The organism is Virgibacillus sp. CM-4 (assembly GCF_000445495.1).
Lineage (GTDB): Bacteria > Bacillota > Bacilli > Bacillales > Amphibacillaceae > Virgibacillus > Virgibacillus salexigens.
This window is the reverse complement of record NZ_AUQA01000003.1, coordinates 119,785-138,704: the sequence shown is the minus strand read 5'-3', so window position 1 is coordinate 138,704 and position 18,920 is coordinate 119,785. Positions and strand designations below refer to the sequence as shown.

Here is an 18,920-nt window from a genome sequence, read left to right as displayed (position 1 = left end):
TAACAATTTTTTGTAAAGTATTTGACAACTTTGTGAACAATGTGAATAATATATGTATAAGGAGGATGAGCGAGATGAAAAAGAATGATAAAATGCTTCATGCTGTTACGTATGTAGGGGCAACTGTATTATTGATCGGAATTGCATTGTTTTTATATGGATTTTTTGTAAGCGGATACAGCACAATTACCGGCATTGGCATTGGTACAATCATGGGGGCAGTGTTTATCTTTCTAATGGGAATATTCTTTGTTGCTACAGAGGAAATGCTAGAAAAGCGTAATAAGAAAATGGAAGAACCCTTTCATAAATAAAAATGAAGCAAACAAAAGAAATGTGTCACTTGTGCTGTGATCAAAAAACATAAAAAAGCAATCGACAATATTTCTCGCCGATTGCTTTTTTATTTTATACATAACCCCAGATCATTGCTAGCATCGTACCTAGTACAGTGATGACAGCTATAATGATCCCATAATATACACTGGTGTAAATCGTATTCTTATCTTCAGATTCACCGGCATGCATGAACAGCACTAACTGCAATGCAGCTTGGGCAAATGCTGTAACAAGCAGAATAGTCATTCCCATGAAAAATGACATATCGAAGAAATACACAGATAGTGCAACACCAGTTAACACTAGTGAAAATATAAAGCCCATGACGTGTTTAGCTGGGAATAATTCTTTCATTTACATCATTCCTTTCAAATAGATGAAGCTGAAAATAAAGATCCAAACAACATCTAAGAAATGCCAGTAAAGAGAGAATATGAATGACTTATTGGCTGTTTGCGGAGTTAATCCTCGTTTAATTACTTGAATTAGAATAACGATCCCCCACGCTAAGCCAAACGTAACGTGCAACCCATGCGTTCCTAAGGTTGTTAACAAGATGGACGTGAAAGCACTTGTTTGTAGACTAGCACCTTCATGAACATAGTGAATGAATTCATATATCTCAAAACCTAAGAAGGCTGCTCCTAGAATAAGCGTAATGATGAAAAATGTCATCATTGCCTTTTTTCTGCCGAGCCGCATTGCATGGATACCTAAACCAATAATGAAACTACTCGTTAATAATAAAAGTGTTTCCGCAAGAACTGGTGGCAGTTCAAAAATCTCCGCACCAGCTGGTCCCGATCCTGTACGGGTTTCTAATGTGAAATACGAAGCGAATAACGTTCCAAACAGCATGATTTCTGCTCCAATAAAGATCCAGAAACCAAGTATATTCATACGTCCTTGCTCTGTACTGTATTCAAGCGGTTGCGTATTATTATTATTCATTTTTAGCACCCCGCACTTCCGATTCTGTTCTTTTAATTTCCTCTACGGAAATATGATGCCCATGATCATTCTCAAACGAACGATGAAGCATGCAAGCAAAAATACCAATTAGAGAAGCTATGACTGTGATCCACATACTAAAGATAAATGAAAATCCAAAGATAAAGAAGAAGACACTCATAACAAATGGGACACCACTATTGTTTGGCATATGGATTTCTTTCAGTCCATCTCTAAATAACGTATGACCATTTTTCTTCGAATCCCACAATGCTTGACTAGAATTAACATGTGGTGTAATTGCAAAGTTGTATTCAGGTACTGGATTATGCGTTGCCCACTCAAGGGAACGTGCATCCCAAGGGTCGTCTCCAACATCTCTAGAAGCATAACGCGTACTATAGTAGATATTGTATACGATTAGGATAAATCCAATGGCCAGACCGATTGCACCAATAAAGGAAATCATATTCCAGATACCAAAACCAGTCGATTCAGAGTACGTGTACATACGACGGGCTTGCCCATCTAATCCAGAAATAAACATTGGGAAGAATGCTACACAAGTTCCGATTGAAATGAAACTAAACGCCCATTTACCAATACGCTCATTAAGCATAAACCCAAACATTTTCGGCCACCAGTAAGTTAGACCTGCAAGCATTGCAAATACAACACCTGGTATGATTACTAAGTGGAAATGAGCCACTAAGAACATCGTATTATGATATTGATAGTCTGCTGCTGACATTCCAAGCATCACACCGGTAACTCCACCAATCGTAAAGATCGGGATAAATGCTAATGAATAGAGCATCGGCACCGTGAACACGATTTTTCCTTTCCAAAGGGTCAAGAGCCAGTTGAAGATCTTAATTCCTGTTGGAATGGCAATTGCCATCGTTGTAATAGAGAAAATACTATTTACCATTGCTCCTTGCCCCATTGTAAAGAAATGGTGAACCCATACAACAAAGGATAACAAGGAAATAACGACCATCGAAGCGACCATGGAATTATATCCATACAGATTCCTTTTAGCAAAGGTAGAGATAACCTCACTATAAATTCCGAAGGCCGGTAAAATTAGAATATAGACCTCAGGGTGTCCCCAAACCCAGAATAGGTTAGCCCAAAGCATATCCATACCACCGTCTGTGGTTGTAAAGAAATTGGTTCCAAACAAACGGTCCATCGTTCCCATCGCTAATGCTACGGTTAAGACTGGGAAAGCAAATACAATAATAATATTTGTAATTAGTCCTGACCATGTGAACATCGGCATTTTCATTAAGGTCATGCCAGGGGCACGCATTTTTAGGATGGTAACAATAAAGTTAATACCCGTCATTAACGTACCTAGACCAGAAATTTGTAGTGCAAGCATATAATAATTCGTTCCGACCGAAGGCGATAATTCACTACCCGCCAGTGGAAAATAGGACGTCCAACCAGAACTAGGAGAACCTCCAATTACAAATGACAAGTTAAATAACATTGCTCCCATAAAATACAGCCAGAAACTAACAGCATTTAACCGTGGGTATGCTACATCCCTTGCACCAATTTGTAAAGGAATAACAAAGTTCATTAAAGCAATAATGAATCCCATTGCCATAAAGAAGATCATTACAACACCGTGCGTAGAGAATATTTCATTATAGTGCTGTGCATCCAATAACGTATTCTCTGGCATGGATGTTTGCGCCCTCATCATGATAGCGTCTACTCCACCTCTAAACAACATGAGCAAGGCAGAGATTAAATACATAATTCCTATTTTCTTATGATCAACCGTTGTAAGCCATTCACGCCATAGATATCCCCATTTTTTAAAATAGGTAAGACCGACGATGATTGCTATTGTAGTAAGAACAATAGCAGCCATCGATGCGTAAATAATTGGACTCGGATGCGGAATTAGAAATCGTTCAAAAAAGTCCATTCTTATTTCTCCTTTCCGGATAACCCAGATGTACTAATTCTTAATGTTGATGCTCTGTGTTTTCCTCTGTTTCATCTGCATGACCGGAATCTGATTCATGTTCACCATGTGCATCGTGTTCTGAACTAGATTCATCATTATGTTCACCTTCCGAACCAGCACCATGACCTTCATGATGCCCTTGTGGTGGAGGGTTGAATTCTAAGTGTGTGCCTGTAAAGGTTAATTGACCAAGATGACCGGGCTCAAGCAATTCATTAAATTTATCCTCCGTTAGTGGATCTGCTGTTTGTTTGACTTCTTTCACCCAATCATTAAATTCTTGTTGCGGCATTGCTTCTACGCTGAATGTATTCTCAGCGAAACCTTCCCCACTAAAGTTCGCATTTCTACCCATAAATTCTCCAGCATTATCTGCGGCTAAATGCAGCGTAGTTATCATATCGGACATTGCGTATTTTTGACCGCCCAGTTGCGGTATCCAAAAGCTTGTAATTGGTCCATAAGAATAAAGTCTAAACTCTAGTGGTCTATCAGTTGGAACATAAAGATAGTTAACCGTTTCAATATCTTGTTCAGGATAACTAAAATGCCATTTCCAATCTGAAGAAGAAGCATAAACCACTAGTGGCTCATCATTCTCATATCCTTCTGGAGTAGCTTCTACTTTATAGTTACTTTGAACTGAAATTACAGATAGTACGATTACGATAAGTACCGGAATCCCTACAATAAGTGATTCAACTATAACATTCCCTTTTATATACGGTGGCTCATATGAGTCTGATTGTTTTGATGCGCGGTATTTATATAGGATATAAGCCAACATAGCAAATACCACAATTACAATAACAGACATAATAGCAATTGATATCCAGATGACATTCGCCTGGGTTTGAGCCTGCGGACCTTCAGGGTCTAATACTAATAATGGCTCACAACCAGTAAGAACCGCTAATAATGTGAATAACGATGCTAGCATCACCCATTTCATTTTCATAAGAGATACCCTCCCCTGCATGTTGTTTAAATGAAAATATATTGAAATACTTTTGTTACACACTTCACAAAATCCATCATCAATATTAATACCATAACCATTGAAAAACAATATTGATGTGTTGGATGTCAGAAAATGTTCAAGTTTTATCATACAAAAAATGAACATTTAATGAATAAAATATGGCAGAATATAGGTAGTAAAAATTGGGATAAAATGACTTATTAGCAATATACTAACCTTCTTAGCGCTTTCATGGTTGGGCTAATTAATGACAACTTTTTTGATAGGTAATAATTACCTTTTATCAAAGAAAAACAAACCCAGTAGTAAAAGACCTCCATTAAATGTTTATGGAGGTTTTTTACTACTTTTTTATTTTTAGAAGCTACTAGATACATTACAAAATTTAGTTTTTATGCTATATAACCTTATAGCAGTTAATAAACTGCTTGGCTCTGCTATAACTCATTACGGGGTATTTATAAAAAAATCTAAAACACTAGTTAAATCCTTTTCCCAAAACGCCCATTCATGTCTTTCCTTTTGTTCTTTATACTGGACTGTTGCTTCTTGCTTAAGAAACGTATGATATAACTCACGATTTCTCGTTAGAATATATAGATTTTCTTTGGTAATGGGAGAAACAAACTGTTCCTCGTCTATCCCCACGGTTTGATAAATATTCCAATTTAGTGTCGCGACATTGTTTATAACAGCAATGTCTTTCTTTGAAATTGCTGCAGATTGGAGTAACAGATGTGTCCAATTACTAGGTTCCTTTATCGCAATATTTAACGAGACGTTCCCACCTAGTGAACTCCCAAGAATCCCCCGTTTTACAACATTCCTTTTTAACGAAGCCTCAATTTCAGGAATGAACTCATCGTTCATGAACTGAATATACATACAAAAATTGTTGCCACTATGATGGTAGGAATGCCATCTCTCAAGGGAATCTCCAGGGTGTATTAAAACAAAAACAAGCTTTTTAGCTAATTCAGGATAGGATTCTATTATATTCTCTACGGTGTTCTCTAATCCTCCTAATTCTAAATAATCTTTGCCATCTTGCATATACAAAACATATGCATTAACTGTATCATCGGATGTTAAGAGATAGTAATCAAAATTCTTGTTTAGAAATTCACTATAAAATACCTTTTCAAATTTCTTCACAACATCAAAATCCCTTTCCCAACCCGTTTTTTTAAAAGTATTTTCAATAAGTATAGGCCTCTTACAGAATGATTCCCACACCTTTTTTCTTTTTTGTTTAAGGTGAGTTATGAGTCTTTACTTCCTCTGTTAACCCGGACAAATCTAAACTTTCTGGCCAGTGGATTTGGATGCCAAATTTGTTTAATAGATTTTGATATTTTGATAAATGACTCTGATCTTGCCGGACTACATGGGCATCTATATTATTAAGGATTGAATAAGCTGCTAGATACCCAGAAGACTCTCCAATATTCCACTCTGTTGGATGCAAGCGATAGCAACTATTGGTGATTTGAGTCGTCCCGATATTTTTACATGCTGGTAATAGATTTTTAATTCGAATCGGCAGGAATGCCCCCAATGGGATTTCGTAAGGATAACAGGGAATATAAAACGCTCGATTTGTTATTGTCGTATGATGTAAGTCTAAATGATAACTTCCTACTCCCACACTGTCAAAGTAGCTATGTATCCCTTTATTACCTATTAACTCACGACTTACATTATGTTCTGTAATCGTGTACACGGCTTTAATCCTGCGTGATTCACGAATGTATGGTGATTTAGCTAGACCGTCTTCTGTACCTAGGACATCCTTCCTCAGTCGTAATCCTGGATATCCATTTCCTCCGTCTAAACGAGGAGCTTCGGTTTGTAGCCAATATAAAAGAGAGAGACTAAGTTGTTTCGCATTCTTTAAGTTTTTTTCCTTTTCTTCTGTAGAAACGTCAATAATTGAACCTAAAAAGTAATCATTTTGTGCCCAATTAATGAGCGAAATATCGCCTTCATATAGATTTTCTTTTAAATTCATCACATCTAGTATTCTGCGATAGGTAAATAAAGAAGGAATACCTTTATCATTCGGGAGTAAAGTAAATTCTCTTAGTTTTGTTGTATCTTTTGTATTTACGGTATACCAACTTAATAGCGGCATATCAGAAAATTCAGGGACAAATTTCTTCCAAAAATTATATTGCTCAGGTTCCTCTATTGTAAAATTCCCACCTTCTACGTAATCAACAGCAAAAACATGTGTAATCGATTGTGTATCAAATGGATTCGCTTCTTCTAATGCATGAGGTTCTCCAGTATCTTTTTGGGACTCTGCTCCCGTTACATACTCGGCACCTACTAATGGTAAAAGATCCCCTAATTCCGTTGCGTCTAAAAAGTATTTACCTGTTAATTCTACCTTTATATGATTATATACATGTTGAACAATAACAGAAGTAATGTTATCTTTAATCATGCTGGCATCTACTGGTTTGAAGTTTAAGCGTATCTGAATTCTGCCACTATTAAGATAAGGGGATAGCATATCTTCAATTACCTGTAACGCAACCTTTGGTTCATGGGTCAATCGACTAACCCATCCGTTTCCAGGGTTTATCAACTCATTATCCCTTGCAGATTTCGTTAGCGGATAGTTAGATTTGTAATAGTTACGAACTCGATTTCTAAATTCCAGGTATGTAGAAGTACAACCAAATTTTTCGATCCACTGATGTTCATCTGGAGGTACTGCTTGACTTGTAAGCTGACCACCAATCCAATTTGTTTCTTCAGTCATGATGACATTTAATCCCATTTTAGCAATTGCTAAAGAGGCCATACAGCCCCCCAGACTTCCACCTACAATAATTACGTCAGCACTATCTTGAGTCAACAAAACGATCTCCCTCGTTTCTATTTTTAATTCAATCCAAAATGTTTTTGAGCAGTACATTATTCATACTATCTTAGAAACTTTACTTTCAATCGAACGCCACATTCGAACATTCTATTCCATGGGGCGTATGTGTACAACTCCTCAATATTAATCTGAGGAAAACTATTTTTAATCTTTTCTGTAAAATAGCAAATCATTCGTCTATCTCTTTCCTTGTTTACTAAATCAGCTTTATTTTTTAGATCAAAATAACTCAAATTATGATTTGGCAGGAATTTAGTTGTCAATTCCTTACGAATTTCAGCTTGATAGAAGTAATCATCTAATAAATGATATATTATATTTTCCTGTAACCGCACTGAATATCCATTCTGTCCGATAACCCCTTGTGAAAGTGTCGTACCTAACGTATTGCAGTTTGTATTCCACCCTTTATAAGATACTATTTTATCGAGAATCCCTTCTTCATCCATTAGCGTTATTAAATCAAAATCCCCCCCGTTTGCATAAGCCGAGTCCGCTACAATTATCTTTCTCCCATGAAGAATATAACGCTTCATTTGGCTAACAAATTCCTTCATATCTCGAAAACTAGTATAAGTTGCATCCTTATTATACTGATCACAAGATTCCTGCATTACAAGTCCAGGTGTATTATAAGCAAGGATTAGATCTGCACTATTAGCATCATCTACCAGTAAGCAGCCAGCAGCTCGTATATGGAATTTCATGCTCTCTTCAAATGTTCGATCCTCGTACATGGGGGTGATTTGTGGTCCATGTATACTACTCCATATTGGGAATATTTTAGGACAACAATCTTTTAAATCGTTATATACACGTGCCAGTAATGTGGCACCTGCCTCATCTGCTCCTGGATAAATTAATACCTTCTCATATAAATGTAAGGATTCTCGTTTAGATAGAATCACTCTTTGGTCCTTTGCTGTATAGCCATATTCCGAACTATCATCTTGAGGAATAGCTAAAAAGGTGAAAACCCCTTCATTCGCTAGTTCAAGCATCGATTCATTAATATGAAGATTATATTCCCTTCTAGTTTCATAGTCCTCAACATACTTTTCTGGTAATCGAAGTTGCACATCATGTAATTGAATTAATTCCTTCTGAGATAAATCTTCGTGCTTACTCTTGTTATGCAAATACGAGTTTAAAAATATCTCACGCCCCCAATCCTCATAATAATCCGGCTCTTCATCACTTGAACTATAACTTGGTGTGCGCATAATTAAATTAAATGCATAAATGGGTAAGTTAGCATGGTTTCTATGGAATGAACGCAATCTGTTCAACCATCTCATACCTGTATCTTCAGACAAATAATGTAGACGGGATGGTATCAACCCGCCATATATGAGCATATCGATGCTAAGGATAAGTGCGTGACAATTCTTTGCCTCCACGTTCAGCCATTCCCATAGCTCCTCGGTATGTGCGGGAGATTTTTTGTTTCCAAAAAATTCATTTGGCGGTAAAATTAGTTTAATTTCAGGTGTTGAATTCGCTATTCTTTTAACAATTTCCGTATTACAAGGTCTTTCATCTATTGGAATATAGATAATTCTCACAGGCTCTCACCCTCTTATTTAATTTTAACAATTACCACATAGCCTTATGAACAATATCTTATATCACCTCTTTCTGAATTTTACGTTGAAATTCTTTTAAAAAAATATCCAGTAAATAAAATACCGATACCTCATGAATTGAGCATACATCCGCTTCCAAATCGTTTGACGATGGAATTAGAAACGAAATATCGGCCCCCTCTGAAATTGGGGAATCACGTTGACTCGTAACACCAATTGTAATTGCATTTTTACTTTCCGCGCTTTGTAGTATGTTTATAATATTTGAATCAAATCCCGATATACTAATCCCAATAACAATAGATTCTGGTTGCATTAAATGCGTTGACATCTCCATTTGAAACTTAGTCGAAAAAGCGTCCACAGGAATTCCAAATTGCATTAATTTGTATTTTATTTGGTTAATAACAAACTCCATTCCTTCTGAACCATATATTAATATTTGTTTTGCTATTAGAAACTGGTTTTTCAACTTTGAGATATCCTTTGGTTGATTTAATGTTTCGAGTTTATTTAGTACATTAATATACTTTTGCTTTATCTCCATTAAACTACTTGTTTCCGTTTTGTCATGTATTCGTGTACCTACAATTGCTTCCTTAGCCATTAAACGAAGATGATTAAATGAACCAATTTCTAATTTTTTACAAAATCGGGTTATCATCGATTCAGAAACCTCTATCTTATCAGCCATTTCTGAGATTGTTTTACTTGGCACATCACTAAGATTCATCATGACATACTTTGCTATTCTTCCTTCTCCTTTTGTGAGTTTATGTTTATTTGATTCAATTAACGTTGTAATTCGATTAAATGGTTTCATTGATTCCTGTATTAGAAAGTGACGTAATGCTCCAATCATTCCTGCATCATTAAGGTTACCTGCAATTTCTATTTTTGTTTTACGGAGAATGGAAGGAATAAGATCTTTCTCTAATTCTTCCATGATTAATGGATACAAATAATCTTTTTGATGGGTTATTCCTCCTCCAATAACAATCATTTCTGGATTCATCATATAAGCAATAGTAGAAATTCCTTTCGATAAAAAATAAACCAGTTTTTCTATTTCCTGACTACAAATTTCATCTCCATCTCTTGCTAACTCAAAGATCTGCTTCCCATCAATTGCCTTTTCAGGTATGCCTTTTTTAATGGCTACATTTTTAATAAGTGTTCTTGTAGATGCAAGTTCTTCAAATTGGCTTCCTTCTATTGGAATATAACCAATTTCCCCTCCACTAAAGCTATGACCACTATGTAGCTTATTATCAATAATATAGCTCCCACCGATTCCTGTTCCAATAGTTAGACAAAACAAGCTTTTTACGTCTTTTCCTTTTCCAACCCATGATTCTGCTAATCCAACACAATTCACATCATTTTCAACCTCTACAGGCAAGCCAAAATAACTTTCTAACTCTTTCTTAATTGACATACCTGTGTAATCAGGGATAAGGGACGAAGCATACAAGATCACCCCTTTCTTAGAATCCACTTGACCAGCTGTACTAATGCAAATTCCTCTTAGATCATGCTCTTCCAAAGATTGTTTACCTATTTTTTTTACTTTTCTTAATACTCCTGCTCCCCCTAGATGAGCATCTGTTAGTATTTCATTTTTGTTAATAAGGTTACCCATTTCAGTAAGTACACCATATTTAATAAACGTACCCCCAATATCTATTGCTAGGAATTTTCTCATGCTACCTCTCCTTAAAAATGGACCCTATCATTCCTATATTAAGTTAAGAATAGGGAGTCTAGTCCTATGTATTTATTATTCATTAAAAGTAGTTTTTTAGACAACGTACAATCTTCCATTATCCCTTTAATGCACCATCTGTCTGACCTGAAATAAAGTACTTTTGTAACCATACAAATATTAATAAACTTGGTATGGTGGTTAAAATAGATGCTGCACTAATTAATTTCAAATTCCCACCATTAAAGTTCTGTGACATCTGAGCTAACCCAATGGACAGGGTATACATGCTACTTTCAGTTGTATTAATTAATGGCCATAAGTAATCCCCCCAAGTAAAAGTAAAGGTATAGATTGCGAGAGAAATTAGTGTTGGTTTCACAAGCGGTATAGCAACATTGAACCAAACTTGGAAACGATTAGCTCCATCCAAATAAGCAGATTCCTCTAAATCTTTCGGAACATTTAAGAATGCTTGTCGCATAAAATATATACCAAAGGCTGTTGAAATTTGTAAGATTGTTAGTCCAACATGAGTATTCCGTAAACCTAATTCCCCAGCACTTTGAAAGAGTGGTGCCATATAAAGTTGAAATGGTACTGTCATAGTAGAGATAATAATGGTTAGTACAATACTTCTTCCTTTGAAGTCAATTCGAGCAAGTGCATAACCAGCCATACTACTAAATAACAGGTTGAATGGAACTGCAATTGCAGTAACAATTACGGTATTCCATAAATATTGCAGAAAATCGGTTTGATTAAACGCATAGACGAAATTCGTAAAGGTCGGATCAGTTGGTAGTATCCCATCATATATTCCTTGACCTGAAGACTTCAAAGCAATAAATAAAGTGTATAGAAAAGGACCTACCGTAATAACAGTAATAAAAATCATCAAGCTGTAAACCAATAGTTTTCTCCACTTCGTAGAACCCAATTTTTCCAGCTCCTTTATGCCCTCAAATCATCTTCACGTTTGCTAGTTAACCTCATTTGGAGTAAAGATGCCACAATAGCTAATACCAATAACACCAAGCCAGCAGCAGAAGCAATCGAAACTTCCAGATTCATAAATTTATCATATATATACATAACAAGCGTTGTCGTTGCCCCAGCTGGACCACCATTAGTAGTTAATGCAATTTCTTCAAACACTTTCAGTCCATTTATAATTGTTAAAACCGAAACCAACGTCATTGAAGGTACCATCATTGGCATTGTAATTTTTGTGAATTTTTGAATACTATTTGCCCCATCGATACTGGCAGACTCATATAATTGATTTGGAATGGACTGTAGATTGGCTAAGTAAATAATCATATAATATCCAAGACCTTTCCAAACTGTGATAAAAGCGACAACCATTAATGCAGTTGTTGAATTAGTAAGAAAATTAATTGGATCATCAATGATCCCGATCCCTACTAAGAAGTTTGATAAAGCCCCGTCTTGTGAGTACAACATTTTCCACATCAAAGCAGCGACAACGATTGGAGTAACAACTGGTAAATAATAAAGCACACGAAACAATCCTACTGCGCGCACCTTTTGATTGACTAAATCGGCTAAGATCATTGGAAGAAATACATTTAAGGGTAAAACAATAGCCACATATAAAACTGTATTAACCAGTGCTTTCCAAAATAATTCATCTGAAAATATTTCCTTAAAATTAGAAAATCCTACAAATTCGCTTGTACCAGCAATAATCTTATAATCTAAAAAACTCCATTGAAAAGCTTCAACAATTGGTATAATTAAAAATGTCACCAGAATCACAATGGATGGAAGTAAAAACAACCATGGGGTGATGTTTTTTATCATTCTCTTTTTTGTTAGCGAAAAGGTGATTTTACTCATCGTATTCACTCCTATATATAGAGACTAGCAATATTGCTAGTCTCATCTTTTCCACATTAAAATGTCGGTGCAATACCCGTTTCTTCAAAAGATGTATCCCATTTTTCAGCGATTTCTTTTAAGGCTTCTTCCGATGTTACTTCCCCTTGTAAGTTTTTAACAAAAGCCATCTTTACGATTTCACGTAGTTCTGCACTATTTTCAAGTGGTGGAATTAATACTTTTGACCGTTCAAGCGTCTTTGACGCTTCAAGCATTCCCAATGCTTTTGGTGAATCACCTGGATCTGTAAAATAATCAGCTTCTAATGATTCTTTAGTTGAAGGCAGTACGGTTCCTGCAACTTTTGCAAATTCTAGCTGATTCTCAGCATTTGTTACATATTCTGCTAATGCAACTGCTGCATCTGGATTTTTTGTTTTCGCAGGGATAGAGAAGTTCATTACAGCAACATTAACTGGTGCATTTGGATCATTTAACGGTTGCCCAGCTTTTGAGACTTCATAGGTTTCTGGTGCACCAGATTCAATCGGACCTAGGAAAGTAACACCGCTCTCAAGCAAAGATAGATTACCTGCCATATATAATTCTTGTGCAGTAGAGAACGAACCTTCGGCATTTTCTTGAGGCATAATACCTTCTTCGTACATTTGTTGTGTTAAAGTAAAGAACTCTACAATAGCTTCATTATCTGCTAACACTGTTTTACCTTCTTCTACAATTGGTTCCCCATTTGCAAGTGTAATCATCTTTTGAATAACCGTGTCTCCTTCATTAATAATTTGATAGTAAGAAGGGTTTCCAGTTGCTTCTGTAATTGTTTTTGCTGTATCGTAAATTTCTTTAGTAGATTGAGGAGGTTTAGTTACATTGGCCTGTTCGAAGTGATTGTCATTATACCAACTAACAGTTGTTGTTAAGTACCATGGAAGAGCGTATAAATGATCATCAAAATACCCTGATTCAAAAGGACCTTCTAAGAAAGAGCGCTTTGTTCCTTCACTAACTAAATCATCTAATTCCAAAAGACCGCCTTGAGCTGCAATACTAACCATATATCGGGGTGCTAAGTTAACAAGATCGGGGACATCATCTGTAGTAAGAGAAGTTAATACCTTTTGTTCAATTTCCCCTTGTGGGATATCTTCAATTATCACGTCTAAGTTTGGATGGATTTTTTCAAACTGTTGCTCCAAATCAGCAAAATAACTATCAAACGGTTCCCCTGATAAAGATGCGGTCCACATCGTGACTTCTCCTGATAGCTCATTCGATGAACCAGAATCGGATGCCGCCCCTGCATCTTCCTCTCCGTCACTACAAGCTACTAACCCGATAGAAAGTAATACCGTAAGTAAAGCTAATGTGATCTTTTTGACACTTTCCCCCATTTTCCCTTTCCTCCCTTTCATTAATAGTCAGCTTGATACACACAAGAAAACGCTTTCTTATGTATATCTTAATTGGTCAATCAACATATATCAATGCTTTTTAAAAAATATTTTTGTTTTATTTTTAATTTTAAAAATAATTTTTAAACTTATTAATATTAAAATGAATTACTTTCATGCCATTACAGCGAGTTAATCCGTTATTAAAAAATGGACTGGATTACCCAGTCCATAAAATAAAGATAATTAATTATTCGTATATGCTAGTTGTCTTCTCTAATCATTTTCAATATTCCAGGATTTTGATGAGGAGCGTTTGTATTATTGGCAAATTCCTCTTCCAAAATAGACCACCAGTCATAGTTTTCTAAATACACCAAATCGAATAGCATCGTTCCATGAGTATTATCCTCTACGGCTCTTATTGCTTTTCTAAACTGTTCGGGATCATCCTGATATTGCGCAAGATAAAGGGAGCCATATAATGGTGTCGCATAATTGACCACCTCCATTGCCAATTGAGCTGAGCCTTCCACACTATACCAATACGGCAGTCCAGATCCTTCTAATTCCTCTTCAGTTACTTCATAGTAATAATTGCCTGTCATTAAAAAATCAAGGTATTCTGCATAGCCAGTCTTATGATAATCTTCACTTGCCCAATCGTAATCAGGCTGATATGTTTGACTTCCCCAATTTACCCCTTCATTGTAATAAAGTGGGTACCAGGAGCCGACATAAGTAGTGAATATCAAATCCTCTTCATAAGAATGGATCAGATTTTCAGCTTCTGTAAAGAAAGACTGTATATTATGCGCTCTAAATTCAATCCATTCTTTGTATTGTGGACCTTCCTCAATTGTTTTCTCTGACCCGTCTAATTGAATTTCATAAATATCCTCTGGCCAATTCGATACTGGTTCGCCAATGTATTCCTCAAATTTTTCACGACTTAAATTACTGAAGTCTGCATGCTCATTTGCATATCTTGCTCGATCTAATACAATACCATCAACCTCATAATTTGTAATAATCTCCTCAATGATACTGAGTTCATATTCTTGAACATCTTCTCTAATTGGGTTAATGAACACCGATGAAGCTGGGTATTCAGATGCTGGAATAAAATTTTGTTCTGTCTTCTCATGGTCAATCTTATCTCCAATTCTCAAATTCTCTAATACCCAATTACGCGACTCTCCATGAGCAGATAACAACACCCCATTTTCAGGAACTTCTAATGGGTCAGCTCCAGTTATCGATCTATCTTCAATCGCAGTAATTTCTCCATTAACAACTTGAATCTCCACGCCCCATCTATTAGAAGGAGATTGATCATATTGATCTGGCGTATAAAGAACAAGCTGGTCCTTACCTCTATCTGTATTGATACCGTCAATTTCTGTTGACTCACCATTTACTGCTTCTACTACCCTAATAGCTGTATAAAATTGAGATTGCCACTCGGGATGGTCGAAAGCAGGACCATCTTTGTAAGTATTATTCCCTTCAGAAAATACGTTTACATTGGCAAGAACCTCAAGCCCATGCTTATCTGCTTCCTCAATAACAGTAGCTAATAAATCATATCCAGCTGGAAAATCACTGTAATTAGAGATATTTGCTTCACTCATATGAGGAGCGATCTCACTATTATAACCTACGAAACCTGTGTAATTTTTTACATCTAATACAATCGTGTCAATATTTGCATTCGCTGTTTTTTGGACAACTTCTGAAACTTTTTCGGGTGTATTTAGATTGTGAATATTTGCTGATAGATCATACCAAAGTACTCGGCCTTTCATATTTTTATTTTTAACTAAATTTGATAGTACCTGTTCTCGGCCTTTGTCTGATGCAGCTTGAATTGGAGTTGTCATTGTCATAACAATAATTACTGTCAGTAGGATATGAAGCCACTTTTTCATTACTGTCCCTCCATATTTTTATACTATTTTCTTCTATAACACCCTATTACTAATAATATAGTTGTCTATCTCTTACAGAAATTGTAATTCACCTCCTTTAATTTAATAGATTTTATTTACAACTGCTTCTGCTGTTTTCTTTTTCATTTCAAGCGCTTTATCCTTCTTCATTAAAGCTAATCCTGTGTATAGTAAATCAATTACAAAAAGCTGAGAGATTTTAGCCGTTAATGACCCCCCTTCTAGTGGGGATTCCATAGCACCCCCTGGTAAAACGACATCTGCAAACTGTGTAATTGGTGATCGGTGATAATAAGTTATCGCAATAATTTTTGCTCCTGATTTCTTGGCTATTTCAAGGGACTCTAATGTATCTCTTGTGCTACCAGATACACTAAGTGCTACAATAACATCCTCACTCGTTAATGTTGCAGCTGACATTGCTTGTAGATGTGGATCTGTAATTGCTTCTGAAATGATTCCAATTCTCAATAACCTACTTTTTGCATCTTGAGCTGTTAAACCTGAGGTTCCAACTCCGAAAAAGTGTATCGAACGCGCATGATGGAGTAACTCAATTGCATTATTTAGTTTCTCATCGTTTATCATTGTGGTGGTATTCTCTAAGGCTTTTGTAGTATTTACTAAGATGGATTGAATAAGATTTATAGACCCAGAATTTTCTTTCGCATTATCCTCTGGTATATTTTGCGCAATAGTAAGTTTAAATTCTTGATATCCTTTTAAACCAATTTTTCTGCAGAATCGTAGAACCGTTGTTTCACCAACGCCAGCTTTGTCTGCTAGATCAGTTATCGAATAATATATTACATTTTCTAAATTCTTTAATACAAATGCTGCTACTTTTTTTTCGGAATTTGTTAATATTGGAAAGGAACGATTGATGATTTCTTTTATCGGCTTCGTCATTTTTAAGATCATCCTTACTCGTCTTTTTCATTAATCCTACTGCTTTCACAAAGCCCTCTTGTCAAATGTTTCATCTGACAAACTTTGTTTAATTTCTATTAGTGGTAAAACTACAAACGACTTCTAATCAACCACTTTTAGTGCTTGATTAATAAATGGTTCAAAAACATTAAATCCATATTTCGCTTCATTAGGTATATCATATTCACCTTTTTCAATTTCTAATGTAACAATGTTTTCACTAATAGAAGAGCTTGCACCAACGATTGAGTTATTAGCTAACCAGTCACCATCTCCACCAGAATGTAAACTTAGGACATAGCCATCAGATGGGATAGTTGAATTATTTCCTCCCACATCGGTAACCTCTCCATCTATCACTTTGATTTCAAATCCCCACTGATTTGTTTGCGTGCTTTCTCCATATTCCGGAGTGTACATTACGAACTCAGCCCAGCCCCTCTCCTTATTAATCCCATCGAGTTGCCTTGAAGCTATTTGATCTTCTCTATAGACAACATCCGTTGTATCATGTTCTAGCTCATATTCAAGCAGATTTTTATATTTTTCGGCTAATTCCGTATCACCATTATAATTTGCACGTACCATTTGTACTGCTAACTTTCCAATTATGCCGTAATGTCTCATTTTATCTATCCATGGGTTCATCTCTTTTATGAATCCCCTATTTGTAAAATCTTCTTCTAAAGTGTCAGCAGAATTTTCAAGTATGAAAAACTCATTATATAAGTTACTTGCAATCTCCTGAAAATCATTTCTTCCATTAAAACCTTCCCAAAACTTATCAATTATTGGTTTTATCGTTCTCGATTCACTTTGGTTTAAGGGTGAAGATAATACATTTTCCGCAAAGGTTGTTACCTCTTCCGTATAAGATCCTGTGAAATCATTAATACTAGCATCCCATGAATCTTTAGAAGTATAGTCTTTTGGATTCCATGTATAATCTGCAATAGTAAATAACGGAATTTTTGATGCTTCTGCATGTTCCATTGGATTTGCAGTTAAACCATGAACACCATGTTCTGTTAGGCCTGCATCTCTTCCGGTTAACGGACCTAAAAAAATTCGGTATTCAGAGAAGTCATTAACAGGATAATTATCCCAAATTAATAAATCATGCTTAAATATATCTGAAATCCTTTGTGCATCCTCGTTTGTAATAGTGTCAGTTGTAATTCCAATACCCGTCCAATAAACAAGAACACTGGAATCTACCAAGTCTGCAAATTGCTCTCTATAGGGACTAGTGCCCTCTTGGTAATATTCGGTCGGTACAGTTATTAAACGGTTTGTACCTTCATTTTTTTCAATAAATTTATCTTGAAATTTATTAAGTAAGAATGCTTGTGCTGCTGCTGTAGGACTAGGTTCATCTCCAAACATTTTCTCGTCCATCTTGCAACTCATCTCCATGAAAATATCATCGAATAAAATAGCAAAATCACGAACACCTACATCATATAATGCTTGCGCTTTTTCAAAAAGCAAGTTAAAGTCTTGATTATCCGAGTAGCAAATGTCTAAACCAGGAGAAATTGTGAATACAAAATCAATATGATTTTTTTTAGCAATGTCCACTAACTCCGCCAATTCATTCAGTTTACCAGTGGGGTAAGGCTCTCTCCATGCATCCCGATGATAAGGATCGTCCTTTGGAGCATAGACGTAAGTATTCATCTTATTATCACCATAAAATTTTAGTTGATCAACCCGCTCTTCATGTGACCAAGGCGTACCGTAAAACCCTTCAATTACTCCTCTATATTCCATTTCTGGATAATCTTCTACTACTAGTTCAGGAACACTGGCCCGTCCAGAATTTTGTTCTATAATCTGCTTAAGGGTTTTCACTCCATAATAAGTTCCATCCCAATCTTCGCCTGCAATTATTATTTTTTTCTTTCCATCATTTCCTTTTCCTGATGCCAAGAGATAACCCTCTGCAGGATAACTTTGGGGTTCTATATCTAATGTGTTTAATTGGGTAACAATGTATGGGGCTTTCAAATTACTGCTTAAATAAATAGTTACTGGTGTGGTTACTTTATCATGAGGAGTGAATTTCTGTATTTTCTTCACATTGAAGGATTTCAGTACTTGTTCTAATTCTTTTAAAACCGTTGGATCATATTCATTAGGAACAACAACACCGACTTTTGGTGTTAATGGAAATCTTAAGCCTTTTTTGACATCCATATTTTTGGGCGTTGGGTACACGGATATGTTTGTTTCGTTCTCTGTAGCGTACACCTGGGGACTTATACTTACTAGTATGAAACATAGTAATAGGATTAAATAAATTAATGATACTTTTCTATGTTTTGTGTACTGGAACATA

Annotated in this window: 15 protein-coding genes; 1 reads left to right on the top strand and 14 read right to left on the bottom strand. The window is 35.8% G+C overall.

What is annotated here, in order from left to right; all coding sequences use genetic code 11:
* Positions 1-74: 74 nt before the first annotated feature.
* Complete coding sequence (locus M948_RS31820) at positions 75-314, top strand: hypothetical protein (protein ID WP_021290514.1); 240 nt, start codon at positions 75-77, stop codon at positions 312-314.
* Positions 315-408: 94 nt separating this feature from the next.
* Here M948_RS31820 and qoxD read toward each other — a convergent pair whose 3' ends face one another.
* The 14 genes from qoxD to M948_RS31760 form a co-directional block, all read right to left on the bottom strand.
* The gene (qoxD, locus tag M948_RS31815; RefSeq protein ID WP_021290513.1) at positions 409-693 is read right to left on the bottom strand and encodes a cytochrome aa3 quinol oxidase subunit IV; all 285 of its coding nucleotides are present in this window, start codon (positions 691-693) and stop codon (positions 409-411) included.
* A complete protein-coding gene (gene qoxC / locus M948_RS31810; protein WP_021290512.1) occupies positions 694-1,290 on the bottom strand; it encodes a cytochrome aa3 quinol oxidase subunit III in 597 nt (198 codons plus the stop codon).
* Positions 1,283-3,235 carry a cytochrome aa3 quinol oxidase subunit I gene (qoxB, locus tag M948_RS31805; protein WP_021290511.1) on the bottom strand — a complete coding sequence of 651 codons (1,953 nt, stop codon included), beginning with the start codon at positions 3,233-3,235 and terminating at the stop codon, positions 1,283-1,285. The genes qoxC and qoxB overlap by 8 nt, the downstream gene beginning before the upstream one ends.
* Before the next feature lie 40 nt (positions 3,236-3,275).
* Complete coding sequence (gene qoxA / locus M948_RS31800; protein ID WP_021290510.1) at positions 3,276-4,235, bottom strand: cytochrome aa3 quinol oxidase subunit II; 960 nt, start codon at positions 4,233-4,235, stop codon at positions 3,276-3,278.
* 471 nt (positions 4,236-4,706) lie between these two features.
* The gene (locus M948_RS31795; RefSeq protein ID WP_148530722.1) at positions 4,707-5,414 is read right to left on the bottom strand and encodes an alpha/beta hydrolase; all 708 of its coding nucleotides are present in this window, start codon (positions 5,412-5,414) and stop codon (positions 4,707-4,709) included.
* Positions 5,415-5,511: 97 nt separating this feature from the next.
* Positions 5,512-7,125: an FAD-dependent oxidoreductase gene (locus M948_RS31790; RefSeq protein WP_021290507.1), complete on the bottom strand. Its 1,614-nt coding sequence runs from the start codon at positions 7,123-7,125 to the stop codon at positions 5,512-5,514.
* Positions 7,126-7,193: 68 nt separating this feature from the next.
* A complete protein-coding gene (locus M948_RS31785; protein WP_021290506.1) occupies positions 7,194-8,717 on the bottom strand; it encodes a DUF4127 family protein in 1,524 nt (507 codons plus the stop codon).
* Positions 8,718-8,775: 58 nt separating this feature from the next.
* Positions 8,776-10,443 carry an ROK family protein gene (locus M948_RS42820; RefSeq protein WP_021290505.1) on the bottom strand — a complete coding sequence of 556 codons (1,668 nt, stop codon included), beginning with the start codon at positions 10,441-10,443 and terminating at the stop codon, positions 8,776-8,778.
* A 118-nt stretch (positions 10,444-10,561) separates the two neighbouring features.
* On the bottom strand, positions 10,562-11,383 hold the full coding sequence (locus M948_RS31780; protein WP_021290504.1) for a carbohydrate ABC transporter permease: 822 nt from the start codon (positions 11,381-11,383) through the stop codon (positions 10,562-10,564).
* A 14-nt stretch (positions 11,384-11,397) separates the two neighbouring features.
* Complete coding sequence (locus tag M948_RS31775; protein ID WP_021290503.1) at positions 11,398-12,306, bottom strand: carbohydrate ABC transporter permease; 909 nt, start codon at positions 12,304-12,306, stop codon at positions 11,398-11,400.
* Between the two features lie 56 nt (positions 12,307-12,362).
* Complete coding sequence (locus tag M948_RS31770) at positions 12,363-13,697, bottom strand: ABC transporter substrate-binding protein (protein ID WP_021290502.1); 1,335 nt, start codon at positions 13,695-13,697, stop codon at positions 12,363-12,365.
* Positions 13,698-13,960: 263 nt separating this feature from the next.
* Positions 13,961-15,628: an alpha amylase family protein gene (locus tag M948_RS42540; RefSeq protein WP_021290501.1), complete on the bottom strand. Its 1,668-nt coding sequence runs from the start codon at positions 15,626-15,628 to the stop codon at positions 13,961-13,963.
* Positions 15,629-15,730: 102 nt separating this feature from the next.
* Positions 15,731-16,558: a MurR/RpiR family transcriptional regulator gene (locus tag M948_RS31765; protein WP_021290500.1), complete on the bottom strand. Its 828-nt coding sequence runs from the start codon at positions 16,556-16,558 to the stop codon at positions 15,731-15,733.
* Positions 16,559-16,681: 123 nt separating this feature from the next.
* Complete coding sequence (locus tag M948_RS31760; RefSeq protein WP_021290499.1) at positions 16,682-18,919, bottom strand: beta-N-acetylhexosaminidase family protein; 2,238 nt, start codon at positions 18,917-18,919, stop codon at positions 16,682-16,684.
* Between the last annotated feature and the right edge of the window lies 1 nt (position 18,920).